Below are 12,121 nucleotides of genomic sequence, written 5' to 3'. Positions count from 1 at the left end.
ATACTGAATATAACCAGGAGTCAACTTGCCACACGCCATTCGAATCCATGAAACCGGTGGCCCGGAAGTCTTGCAATGGGAAGAGGTCGCGGTAGGCGATCCGGCTCCTGGGCAGGCACGCTTGCGCCATGAGGCCGTCGGCCTGAATTTTGCGGACACTTACTTCCGCTCGGGCCTGTACCCGATGCCTCTGCCGGCCGGCATGGGCGTTGAAGCCGCCGGCGTCGTCGAGGCTGTCGGGGCCGGCGTCAGCCAGGTCGCGGTTGGCGATCGCGTCACCTATACGGGCTTTCTGAACACGCTCGGCGCGTACAGCACCGCACGCCTGATCCCGGCCGCGGCGCTGATCAAGCTGCCCGCCGGTATCGCCTGCGAGACAGCTGCCGCCATGACCATGCGTGGCCTGACTTCTGCCTACCTGATGCGCCGCATCTACGCGTTCAAGCCCAACGACACCATCTTGCTGCACGCCGCCGCCGGCGGGGTCGGCCTGATCGTCTCGCAATGGGCGAAGCTGCTCGGCCTCACCGTGATCGGCACGGTGTCGAGCGAGGCCAAGGCGGCAGTCGCCCGCGCCCACGGCTGTGACCACATCATCGACTACAGCCGTGAGGATGTGGCCAAGCGCGTGCGCGAACTGACCGACGGGGCCGGCGTCAACGTGGTGTTCGACAGCGTTGGCAAGGACACCTTCGAGGCTTCGCTGGATTCGCTCAAGCGCCGCGGCCTGATGGTCTGCGTGGGCACCGCCTCGGGCCCGATCCCGCCGTTCAACCCGCAATTGCTGGCAATGAAGGGGTCGCTCTACCTGACCCGCCCGGCCCTGGCCGACTACATCGCTGATCCCGCCGAAAAGAAGGAACTGGCGGACGAGCTGTTCGCCCATGTCGCGGCCGGCCGCATCCGGATCGAGATCAACCAGCGCTACGCTCTGCAGGACGCGGCACAAGCCCATCGGGACCTGGAGTCGCGCAAAACCACCGGTTCCTCGGTCTTCACGGTCTAGGAGGGCAGCATGCGTGTCGAACAACTTACCTGTGCCATCGGCGCCGAACTGGTTGGCGTAAAACTGGCGGACGCCATTCACGATGCCGGCCTGTTTGCGGAAATCCGCGCCGCGCTGCTCAAGCATCGCGTGCTGTTCCTGCGCGGCCAGGACATCACGCGCGCCGAACACGTGGCCTTTGCCCGCCTGTTTGGCGAACTCGAAGATCATCCGGTAGCCGGCAGCGACCCCGACCACCCTGGCCTGGTGCGGATCTACAAGAATCCGGAACAGCCGAACGACCGCTACGAGAACGCCTGGCACGCCGATGCCACCTGGCGCGTAGCCCCGCCCTTCGGCTGCGTCCTGCGCTGCGTGGAATGTCCGCCCGTCGGCGGCGACACCATGTGGGCCAACATGGTCCTGGCCTATGAGAACCTGCCGGACCACATCAAGAGCCAGATCGCCGGGCTGCGTGCGCGTCACAGCATCGAAGCCAGCTTCGGCGCCGCCATGCCGATCGACAAGCGTCTCGCGCTGAAGGCCCAGTTCCCGGACGCCGAGCATCCAGTCGTACGCACCCACCCGGAGACCGGCGAGAAGGTGCTGTTCGTGAATGCCTTCACCACGCACTTCACCAACTTCCACACGCCGCAGCGTGTTCGCTTCGGCCAGGACGCCAATCCGGGCGCCGGCCTGCTGCTCAGCTACCTGATCAGCCAGGCCAGCATTCCCGAGTACCAGGTGCGCTGGCGCTGGCAGCCCGATAGCGTGGCGATCTGGGACAACCGCTCGACCCAACACTACGCCGTCATGGATTACCCGCCCTGCCATCGCAAGATGGAGCGCGCCGGAATTATTGGCGACACCACGTTTTAGGCGTTCAGCTGCCTTAGCGCAGTTGAACCCACCCCAATCCGACAAGGAGTAACAAATGCAATTTCTCGACGATTCCCTGCATCCCGAAAACCAGGACAAAGTGGTCATCACCGTGGCGCCTTATGGCCCCGAGTGGATGCCGGCGGATTTCCCCGAGGACATTCCGGTGACGATGGAACAACAGGTGCAAAAGGCCGTTGACTGCTACAACGCCGGGGCCACGGTGCTGCACCTGCACGTGCGCGAACTCGATGGCAAGGGCTCCAAGCGCCTGTCCAAGTTCAACGAGCTGATCGCCGGCGTGCGCGCCGCGGTGCCGGACATGATCATCCAGGTGGGCGGCTCGATCTCGTTTGCGCCGGAAGACGACGGTCAGGCCGCCAAGTGGCTCTCGGACGATACCCGCCACATGCTGGCCGACCTGGACCCCAAGCCGGATCAGGTGACGGTAGCCATCAATACAACGCAGATGAACATCATGGAGTTGCTCTATCCAGAGTACCTGGAGGGCACCTCGCTGGCCAACCCGGCGTTCCAGGCCGCCTACAGCGAAATGACCGTGCCCGCCGGCCCCGCCTGGGTCGAGGAGCACCTGAGGCGCCTGCAAGCGTCCGGCATCCAGCCGCACTTCCAGCTCACCGGCATGCATGCGCTGGAAACGCTCGAGCGCCTGGTGCGCAAGGGCGTGTACACGGGACCGCTGAACCTGACCTGGATCGGCATTGGCGGCGGCTTCGATGGCCCGAATCCGTTCAACTTCGTCAACTTCATCCATCGCGCGCCGGATGGCTGCACGCTGACCGCCGAATCGTTGTTGAAGAACGTCCTGCCGTTCAACATGATGGCCATGGCGATGGGCCTGCATCCCCGCTGCGGCATCGAGGACACCATCATCGACCAGCACGGCAACCGCATGAGCTCGGTGCAGCAGATCGAGCAGTGCGTGCGCGTCGCCCGCGAGCTCGGCCGTGAAGTGGCCAGCGGCAAGGAAGCGCGCAAGATCTACAAGATCGGCGTGCAGTGCAAGGATGCCGACGAAACCCTGGCAATGCATGGCATGGCGCCCAACCGCAAGCCGCGCCAGGTAAACCTGCCCTTGCGCGCAGCTTGACGGCAACCCGGGCAAGCAGACAGACGGCAACGCCCATCCGCTTGCCCCGGCACGCACAATCCGCGCCGAATTCGCGGCGCAGCAGCGGCACCAGACCGCAGGAGACCTTCATGGGACAGTACCTCTCCGGGGCCGCTCGCGCGGACACGGCTCTCACCGCCAAGCCGGCACGCTCGCATGCCTACGCGTGGCTGGTATTCGCCCTCATTTTTGCGCTCCTGCTTTCCGACTATATGTCGCGGCAGGTGCTGAACGCCGTCTTTCCCCACCTGCGGCTTGAATGGAGCCTGTCTGACGCCAAGCTCGGCTCGCTCAGCGGCATCGTCGCGCTGATGGTCGGGCTGTTCACTGTCCCGTTCTCGCTGATGGCCGATCGTTGGGGCCGCGTCAGGAGCCTGGCCGTGATGGCGCTGCTCTGGAGCTGCGGCACACTGGCATGCGCGCTGTCCGCCAGCTACGGGCATATGCTTGCGGCGCGCTTCTTCGTCGGCATTGGCGAGGCCGCCTATGGCAGCGTCGGGCTGGCCGTGATCCTGAGCATCTTCCCGCCCTCCATGCGTGCCACCCTGACCGGCGCCTTCACATCAGGCGGCATGTTCGGCGCCGTGCTGGGCATGGGGCTGGGCGGTGTCGTGGCGGCCCGCTTTGGCTGGCGCGCGGCTTTCATGGCCATGGCGGTATTCGGCCTGATCGTGGTGCTGATCTACTGCGTGGCCGTTACCGAAGCCAGGCTGGCGCGGCACGCCGCCGGGTCACCGGCCACCCGCGGCCAAGCGGTGCCAGGCCGTGTCCGCCCCCCCCTGCCGGCGCTGCTGGGCGGGCTCTTCTGGGCACCGTCCCTGGTCTGCGCCTATGTTGGCAGCGGCCTGCAGTTGTTCATCGCCTATGCGATCATGGCCTGGATGCCGAGCTACCTGAACCGGTACTACGACATGCCGTCCGACAAGGCGGCACTGCTTGCCGCGGCGCTGCTGATCGTCAGCGGCATCGGCATGACCTTGTGCGGCATGCTGACGGACCGGGCAAGCCGCAACGCGCCGGCCCGCCAGCTGACACTTGCGATCCTCTTCTGTCTCGTGTCGTGCGCGCTACTGCTGGCGGGCTTCCGGCTGCCGCCGGGTACCGCGCAGTTGCTGCTGATCGGCTTGGGCATGCTGCTGGCAATGGGTACCTGGGGTCCCGCCGGTGCCATGGTGGTCGGCCTCTCCCGTCCCTCGACCCATGCCACCGCACTGGCGATGCTGACCCTGGCCAACAACATCCTTGGCGCGGCGCCGGCGCCTTACCTGACAGGCCTGCTGGCCGACAGGATCGGTTTGCTGGGGGCCCTGCAGATGGTGCCACTGATCTCCCTGGGCGCAGCAGTCGTATTCCTCATCGCCAAGCCGCGCTACCTGCGCGACCTGCGGCTTGCCGAGGCGCGCAATGAGACGGAGCGCACCCTCGCCTGACGCTTCTTTCACCCACTGAGTAGACAAGCAGATGCAACGCACTGAATTACCCCCGATCGTCATTGTCCCCGGCCTGCGCGACCATGTCGCGGATCATTGGCAAACCTTGCTGGCCGACAAGTTGCGCGCGCACGGGCGCCAGGTCAGCGTCGTACCCCCGCTGGAACACGACAGGCTTGACTGTGCCGTGCAGGTGGCTGCGCTGGAACGCACGCTGGCGAGCCTGCGTGAGCCCGCCTTGCTGGTGGCCCACAGCGCCGGCGTCTTGACGACGGTGCACCGGGCGCGCCGATGCGCGCGCGCCGTGCATGGCGCGCTGCTGGCCGCACCGCCCGATTTCGATCATCCGTTGCCTGCGGGCTATCCGGACGAAGATACGCTGCGCCTGAACGGTTGGACACCCGCACCGCGCGCAGCCTTGCGCTTCCCAAGCATCGTTGCGGCCAGCCGCAACGATCCGCTTGCCCGCTTCGAGGAAGTCGCCGCACTGGCCAGCGCCTGGGGCAGCCGCCTGGTTGACCTCGGCAACGTGGGCCACCTCAACCCCGCCGCAGGCTATGGCGAATGGTCCCGCGCGGAGCCGCTCATTCAGGAGCTTTCGGAAATGGCCGAACTGATTGGCCAGGGCGAAGAGCGGACGGCTTAAGCGTCCAACGCCCCACGGGTCACGGCAGGAAACACCGCGACGTCTGGCTGAACTCGCTGCAAGTGTCTTCCATCCCGAAGACCTCCCCCAAAGCCACCTCGCCCTCGGCCAGCAGCGCGTTCATGTGGACGGCCTTCTCACAAAGGCGACGGCCTCCCGGTGCGATAACTCCGGATGCCCCCGCGATATTCCGCGGGGTAGCGCATCTGCCGGTGCTCCCCCCCAACCCTGGCAGCTGTAAAACCAGAAAAAAAACCCCCAGCTTCAAACCGAACGGCCGAATCGACTGACGGCTGGCTCGAAGTCTTCTTCGTGTTTCTCAAGCTTGGGCTGTCGTCTTTTGGCGGCCTGCTCTGCCTCGCTATACGACCCGGTTTGGACAACAGCGCTCCGGTGGCGTTTCTCCGACAGCGCCTACCCTGCGTTACCAAAACGCCGCGCATTGCCGCGCGGTTCTTGCGCCTTACACAGGCCAGCTTGCCCGTCACCTCCGGCTTTCATTTCTCGCCCGTCGACAGGCCCTGGCCTGCAACTGAATCCGCGGCGTCCACTTCCCGCCATGTACCGAAAATCTCGCGCTATCCGGAGTATCCCGCCCCCCTGCCATTGGGGGGTGCGCAGTGCCCGATTCTTTGCATGATGACGGCGTCTGCCACAGACGTAAAAATAGACAAGAGGAGAAAAGATAGTGAAGTTATCTGGCAATCTGAGCAAGCTGAATCTTGCACTCATCGCTGTGGGCGCGATCTGCGCCGGCAGCGCACATGCGCAAAGCGGCGTGACGCTGTATGGCGTGGCGGATATGAACGTAGAGTTCGCTAATCATGTCGGCACCGTTCCCAGCGCAGCCAACAAGTTCAATGCGGGCCCGTCCAACAGCGTCTACCGCATGGACTCCGGCGGCCTGTCCGGTTCGCGTTGGGGCTTGCGCGGTACCGAGGATCTCGGCAATGGCATGAAATCCGTTTTCGTTCTGGAAAGCGGCTTCAACCTGGATACCGGCACGTCGCAGCAAAGCAGTCGCCTGTTCGGTCGCCAGGCATACGTAGGCGTGCAGAGTACGCGGTTTGGCCAGGTGACTTTCGGCCGTCAGTACACGTCGATATTCGAAGGCCTTGCGAACTTCGTGCCGGCATCCTTTGCCACACAATATGAACCGATCGTGATGCTGACCGGCGCCAACTTCCGCGAGGACAACACCATCAAGTACTCCGGCCAGTTCGGTCCGGTGTCCGCACTGGCGCACTGGTCCTTCGGTACCGGCCTGGCGTTGCCGACGACGGTGGCCAACGGCCCGCTCCTCGGTGGCAATGGCGAAGTGCCGGGCCAGTTCCGCCGCGACACCGCTTATGGCGCGGCGCTGTCCTATATTGCCGGCCCTGTCGGCGTGGCGGTTGCTTACGACCAGTTCAACCCGACCATTTCCAACCCCTTGACCGCTGCTGCCCTAGGCAGTGGCAGCTTCAAGAAGGCTACCATCGCAGGAAGCTATGCGTTCGGCCCGGCAAAGATCATGGGCGGCTACCGCTGGGGTCAGAACAAGGACCAGAATGGCAGCCTGATCGAGCGCGACGACTTCTACTGGATCGGCGCCAACTACCAGGTGACGCCGGCGCTTGGCCTGACGCTCGAATACGACTACGACCACGTCAAGCGCTTCTTCGCCAGCACGTCAACCCCGAACCCGTGGCAAGTTGCGTTCATCGCCGACTACACGCTCTCCAAGCGAACTGATGTCTACCTGACCACGGCGTACGCAAAGAACGCGGGCCTGGGACTGGATTCCGCGATGATCGGCTACGCCAACAGCCTCTCCCTTGGCAATAGCTACACGCTTGCCAGCGGCCAAAGCAACATGCTCGGCGTCGCCGTAGGTATTCGCCACAAGTTCTAAGGAAAGTCCGCTGGTATGTAACAAGGTCATGCTTGCATGGCAGTGCGGGCAGTCCTGCAGATGCGCCCGCGAGCATCCCGCCTCTCTCATGCTCTTTGTGCCACCTCGGTGGCACTTTTTTTGGCCCAGTGCTGATGCCGCGGCACCGGGTTCAACAGCGAGCGCACAACCACAGCACCTCCGAGCCTGAGCGGCCATTTCAAAAAGATCCTGGCGTCGTTGCGCGGCCTTGGCCGATCCACTTGTACTGTCTGCGGCGCGCGCCTGGCCGGGTGCGCATCCCAGGCTTGCCCGACGGAAGGTCCTTCTATCAAACCGCCATGGAGACACGCGTCGCACAGGGCGACCCTTCGCAATGGGCCGGGACGAGCCGTCGGCCGACGGCGGTTCATCGGCCTGTACGGACAACCACCAATGCAGGAAATGGGGCCGGCAGCCGAGCGGAGCGCTGACGTGTTCCGCTGCGCCAGGCTGGCAATGGATCTGGTCGGTGGGGAGATGCCGAAACTAGCCCTGGCCGGACACGCTCAACTCACTTTCGATTTGCTTGCGTAGCATCGCGAAACGCTCTTGGACGTTTTCCCCGAAGAGCGGATCGTCGCTCGCCGGAACGGCAGCGTCAACGGCTGCCCAATCCTCGCGCGTTAGTAGCTGAGCCGCGCGCGGCATGACGCGTTGCTCCTCTGTCGAAAGATGATTTCGATAGTACACAAGGTACATCGCTCCGGCGGCCTCCAGAGCCGTGCGCGAACTGATCAGATCTCCTTCAGCCTCATTGAGGCGGTCCGATAGCGTTTCGCCCACCATGGCAATCACACGATGTTCCTGCTGGATCCGACTAATCACGATCTGCATGCCGGGATCCCGCTCAATGAGCCGTGCGTATGCAACATCCTCACGGGGATGGTGAACGCGATCGCCGAAACTTCGCATGTAATAGATGATGATGCTCATCAAATTGTAATTTGGCCGCTCTCCCCGACCGAAGAGAATTACCTGCTCTTCCAAAATGTCCAGCAGTCGAGCGAAATGAATATGATCTTCGTGCCATAGCGCAAGTGGGGTGGTCACGGCGCGCTCCATGGAAACGGGTTATGCTCACATCGCCTTCGACACCATATCGAATCGAAGAGCCTTGCCTAGTACAGTATTCCTCCATCCAGAGATTGCCATGACCTAGATCAATGGATCGAAGCTAAAGCCCTGTACGGCTACGGCAGCCCGACCGGGCGCGACCCTTGCGCGACACCGGCTGCGCTGTATCGAAGGGCTGGATCGGCCGGTGAGCCGTCGTAGGCCGGCACGGCGGCGGACGGCTCTTCCCGATCCATGACTGGTTCCCGGATGCCCACACGACCGGACTGAACTGAGGCAAGGAGAACAGAAATGAGTATCTCGGCGTATTCGGCCTTCATGCCGGTCAAGCCCTGTTTCGACCTGGTGCGAACTGCCATGGGGGATCTCGTCGACGGCGAACCTTTCTTCGATTGCGCCGCCGACGACATAGTCTACGAAGTCCTCTACGATTTTCCGGGCTGGCCGAGAATCATCGAGGGCAAGGTGACCTGATGGAGCGTTTCCACGGCTACGGCAAGCACATCGTCGTCCATGCAGCAGACCACCTGATCAGGCGCCTGGCCGCGGATGGTCATGTCATCGTCATCGAGTACGAGGTGCATGGAACGATCGTGTCGACGGGCGTCCGCTACGACAACCGGTTCTGCTCGATCGTCAGTGTCGCCGCTCGGCGCATTGTTCACTGGCGAGACTACATGGACTCACTTGCCGCCTGGAACGCGCTTAGCCAGAACCGCTTCGCTTCATTTTGAAACAGCCTCTAGCGTATTTTCTCCTGTGCTATGCTTTCTGCACTCATGTGACTGGCGCATACAGATAGGCCACTATCGGGGAGCATGAGGTTGCTGGCCGCCGCGCGCCTGGGCATTACCTACTATCCTTGGAGATGGGTTATGCCTGATTTTGCACAGTTGCTCATGTTCGCTCTTGTGGCGTTAGGAATGGTTCTAACGCCGGGGCCGAACATGATTTATCTGATTTCCCGCTCAATTTGCCAAGGTAGACGCGCGGGCCTCATTTCATTGGGCGGCGTTGCGCTGGGCTTTGTGTTCTACATGCTCTGTGCGGCATTCGGAATTACGGCTTTCGTATTTGCGGTACCTTACGCATACGACACGCTTCGCATCGGCGGCGCTTTGTACCTTCTGTATCTTGCCTGGCAAGCGGTCAAACCGGGCGGACGGTCCGCGTTTGCGGTGCGCGACCTGCCGATCGATACCCCAGGAAAGCTCTTTGGCATGGGGTTTATCACTAACCTGGTGAATCCAAAAATCGCCGTCATGTATCTGTCTCTGCTTCCCCAATTTATTGCGGAAGGACATGGCAGTATTCTTACCCAGTCGCTGGCGCTCGGCAGCGTTCAGATTTCGATCAGCCTCGCTGTGAATGCACTGATCATCGTGACGGCGGGATCGATATCCACCTTCCTGTCGGGACGCCCGCAGTGGCTATCGGTGCAGCGCTGGCTGATGGGAAGCGTTCTGACAGGTCTGGCGGTGCGGATGGCATACGAATCCAAGAAATAGCGGCACCTTGCCAATACGCCGGCGAAGGTGAAAGCGCTGGCACCCAGGGCTTGGCGACGACACTGCCGGGCTGCGCAACCCCGACGCCCGGCCCCCCCGTCAAAACAACGCCTTCTGCCCCGTCACCAGCGTCTCGAACGCATCGCCCAGGAAGGGCAGGATGGCGTCGGCCACCGGCTGCAGCTGGCGCGTGAGATAGTGGTCGTAGTCGATGGGCGAGCGCCGGGTTTCCAGCGGCTCGGGGCCGGCCACCGTCATCACATAGCTGATCCAGCCGCCGTTCTGGTATTGCAGCGGACGGCCTTCCTTGCGGTTGAACTCGTCCGCGATGCGTGCCGCGCGCACATGCGGCGGCACGTTGCGCTGATAGTCTTCGAGCGTGCGGCGCAAGCGCTTGCGGTAGACCAGTTGCGCGTCGAACTCGCCGCTCATGGTGCGGCGGACATAGTCCCGCACGTATTCCCGGTACGGTTGCTTCTTGAACACGCGCTGATAGAGCGCTTGCTGGAACTGCTGGGCTAGCGGCGTCCAGTCCGTGCGTACCGTTTCCAGCCCCTTGTAGACCACCTCCTCGCTGCCGTCCGCCTTGGCGACCAGCCCCGCGTACCGCTTCTTGCTGCCCTGCTCGGCGCCGCGCACGGTGGGCATCAGGAAGCGGCGGTAGTGGGTCTCGTACTGCAGCTCCAGCGCACTCTCCAGGCCGTACTGTTGTTGCAGATGCTGCTGCCACCACTGGTTCACTTGCTGGACAAGCATGCGGCCAATCCTGTCGGCGCCTTCCTCGGCATGCGGCTGCATCAGCCAGACGAAGGTCGAATCGGTATCGCCATAGATCACCTGGTAGCCCTGCGCCTCGATCAGCTCGCGCGTGCGGTGCATGATCTCGTGGCCGCGCATGGTGATCGACGACGCCAGGCGTGGGTCGAAAAAGCGGCAGACGCTGGACCCTAGCACCCCGTAAAACGCATTCATGATGATCTTCAGCGCTTGCGACAAGGGCTTGTTGCCTTCGCGCTTGGCCGCTTCCCGGCCTTGCCAGATCTGCTTGACGATGGCTGGCAGGCAATGCCGGGTGCGCGAGAAGCGCGCGCCGCGAAATCCGGGCACCGAGCTTTCGTCGGACGGATCCTGCAGCCCTTCCACCAGCCCGAGTGGATCGATCAGGAAGGTGCGGATGATGGACGGGTACAGGCTCTTGTAGTCCAGCACCAGCACCGAATCGTACAGCCCGGGCTGCGAATCCATGACAAAGCCGCCGGGGCTGGCACCCTCCGGCACCTCGCCCAGGTTCGGGGCGACATAGCCCTGGCGATGCATCAGCGGCATGTACAGGTGCGTGAAGGCCGCCACGCTGCCGCCGCTGCGGTCCGCGGGCAAGCCGGTGACGGCGGCACGTTCCAGCAAGAAGGTCAGCAACTCGGTCTTGGCAAAGATCCGGGTCACCAGCTCGCAGTCCTTGAGGTTGTATCGAGCCAGCGCGGGCTTGTCCTGGGCAAAGCGGCGGTCGATCTCCGCCATGCGCTGATACGGGTTGTCGATGGACTTGCCCTCGCCTAGCAGCGTCTGCGCCACGTTCTCCAGGCTGAAGGATGGGAAGTTCCAGGTGGCGGAGCGCAGCGCTTCGATACCATCGATGATCAGGCGGCCGGCGGCGCAGGCAAAGAAATGGTTCTCCTTGAAGCCGTGCTCGCGCCACTCCAGCACATTGCCTGCCCGGCCAAACAGCAGCGGGACCTGATAGCGATCCGCATGCTTTTGCAGCACGCGCAGGTCGAACTGCACCACGTTCCAGCCGATGATGGCATCGGGATCATGCTGGGCTAGCCATTGGTTCAGCTTTTGCAGCATCAGCGGGTGGCTGGCGCAGTACTCCAGGTCAAAATCGAGCGCGCTGTCGTCGCCGTTGGGCGGGCCGAGCATATACACCTGGCGCTGGCCGCAGCCTTCCAGCGCGATCGAGTACAGGTCGCCGTGGGCGGTGGTCTCGATGTCCAGCGACACCAGCTTCAGCGTTGGCCGATAAGCTGGCCCCGGCTTCATCTGGCTGTTGAGCAGGGTGCCCCCGCCGTGGGCCGCGTTGGCCTCGCCGGCAAACCAGACGGGCGCGGTGATGAAGCGCTCCATCAGGTAGCGCTCCGGGGGGCGGATGTCGGCCTCGTAGACGCTGACGCCGGCTTCCTTCAGCAGCTTTTCCAGCTTGATGAGCTGACGGTAGTGCTGGCAGTACAGACCCAGCACCGGGCGGCGATGAAAATCCGCGAGCGGGAGTTCACGCAACGCCACATTGCGCTCACCGCGCAAGACCGCCTCGGCGGTCTCGCGCTGCTCCGCCGGGATAAATGCCACTGAGGGCTGATGCGCCAGGCGGATATGCCGGGGGCCGCTGTCGGTCGCCAGCCAGAACTCGACTTCCGTCCCGGCGGCCGTATCCCGCCAGTGCCGAGTCAGAAGAAAACCCTGTTGTCGTTGTGCCACCTGCCGCCTTTGAAAACCCACCCTGGCCGGCCATTTTACTGGTCCTTGGCCGGCCGGCCCCCTTCAGGCGCAGGTCA

General features: G+C 63.3%; 11 protein-coding genes and 1 riboswitch. Of the genes, 9 read left to right on the top strand and 2 right to left on the bottom strand.

Going from position 1 to position 12,121, the window contains the following annotated elements:
• Window positions 1–25 precede the first annotated feature (25 nt).
• The 6 genes from AC1RWI_RS25890 (at window position 26) to AC1RWI_RS25865 (ending at window position 6,966) form a co-directional block, all read left to right on the top strand.
• Entirely contained in the window at window positions 26–1,006 is a 981-nt protein-coding gene (locus tag AC1RWI_RS25890) for a quinone oxidoreductase family protein (RefSeq protein ID WP_492869666.1), read from the top strand.
• A 9-nt stretch (window positions 1,007–1,015) separates the two neighbouring features.
• Window positions 1,016–1,864, top strand: a complete 849-nt coding sequence (locus AC1RWI_RS25885; protein ID WP_043346023.1) for a TauD/TfdA dioxygenase family protein — start codon at window positions 1,016–1,018, stop codon at window positions 1,862–1,864.
• Window positions 1,865–1,919: 55 nt separating this feature from the next.
• A complete protein-coding gene (locus tag AC1RWI_RS25880; protein ID WP_492869664.1) occupies window positions 1,920–2,975 on the top strand; it encodes a beta-keto acid cleavage family enzyme in 1,056 nt (351 codons plus the stop codon).
• A 110-nt stretch (window positions 2,976–3,085) separates the two neighbouring features.
• Window positions 3,086–4,426: an MFS transporter gene (locus AC1RWI_RS25875; protein WP_492869662.1), complete on the top strand. Its 1,341-nt coding sequence runs from the start codon at window positions 3,086–3,088 to the stop codon at window positions 4,424–4,426.
• A gap of 31 nt (window positions 4,427–4,457) precedes the next feature.
• Complete coding sequence (locus AC1RWI_RS25870) at window positions 4,458–5,072, top strand: RBBP9/YdeN family alpha/beta hydrolase (protein ID WP_492869660.1); 615 nt, start codon at window positions 4,458–4,460, stop codon at window positions 5,070–5,072.
• Between the two features lie 688 nt (window positions 5,073–5,760).
• Complete coding sequence (locus AC1RWI_RS25865) at window positions 5,761–6,966, top strand: porin (RefSeq protein WP_492869658.1); 1,206 nt, start codon at window positions 5,761–5,763, stop codon at window positions 6,964–6,966.
• A 507-nt stretch (window positions 6,967–7,473) separates the two neighbouring features.
• Here AC1RWI_RS25865 and AC1RWI_RS25860 read toward each other — a convergent pair.
• A complete protein-coding gene (locus AC1RWI_RS25860; protein ID WP_144409798.1) occupies window positions 7,474–8,037 on the bottom strand; it encodes a hemerythrin domain-containing protein in 564 nt (187 codons plus the stop codon).
• Window positions 8,038–8,352: 315 nt separating this feature from the next.
• On the opposite strand from AC1RWI_RS25860, the gene AC1RWI_RS25855 reads away from it, so the two are divergent.
• The 3 genes from AC1RWI_RS25855 (at window position 8,353) to AC1RWI_RS25845 (ending at window position 9,569) form a co-directional block, all read left to right on the top strand.
• Window positions 8,353–8,535, top strand: a complete 183-nt coding sequence (locus AC1RWI_RS25855) for a hypothetical protein (RefSeq protein WP_492869656.1) — start codon at window positions 8,353–8,355, stop codon at window positions 8,533–8,535.
• Entirely contained in the window at window positions 8,535–8,795 is a 261-nt protein-coding gene (locus AC1RWI_RS25850) for a nuclear transport factor 2 family protein (protein ID WP_492869654.1), read from the top strand. Before AC1RWI_RS25855 ends, AC1RWI_RS25850 begins: the two co-directional genes overlap by 1 nt.
• Before the next feature lie 37 nt (window positions 8,796–8,832).
• A riboswitch (ZMP/ZTP riboswitch) is annotated at window positions 8,833–8,916 on the top strand.
• Window positions 8,917–8,936: 20 nt separating this feature from the next.
• A complete protein-coding gene (locus AC1RWI_RS25845) occupies window positions 8,937–9,569 on the top strand; it encodes a LysE family translocator (protein ID WP_492869652.1) in 633 nt (210 codons plus the stop codon).
• Window positions 9,570–9,668: 99 nt separating this feature from the next.
• On the opposite strand, the gene AC1RWI_RS25840 is transcribed toward AC1RWI_RS25845, so the two are convergent.
• Window positions 9,669–12,044, bottom strand: a complete 2,376-nt coding sequence (locus tag AC1RWI_RS25840; protein ID WP_492869650.1) for a DNA polymerase II — start codon at window positions 12,042–12,044, stop codon at window positions 9,669–9,671.
• Window positions 12,045–12,121: the final 77 nt, after the last annotated feature.

It is taken from the genome of Cupriavidus sp. MPR-AND1C (assembly GCF_058809705.1).
This window is presented reverse-complemented; position numbering and strand designations above follow the sequence as displayed.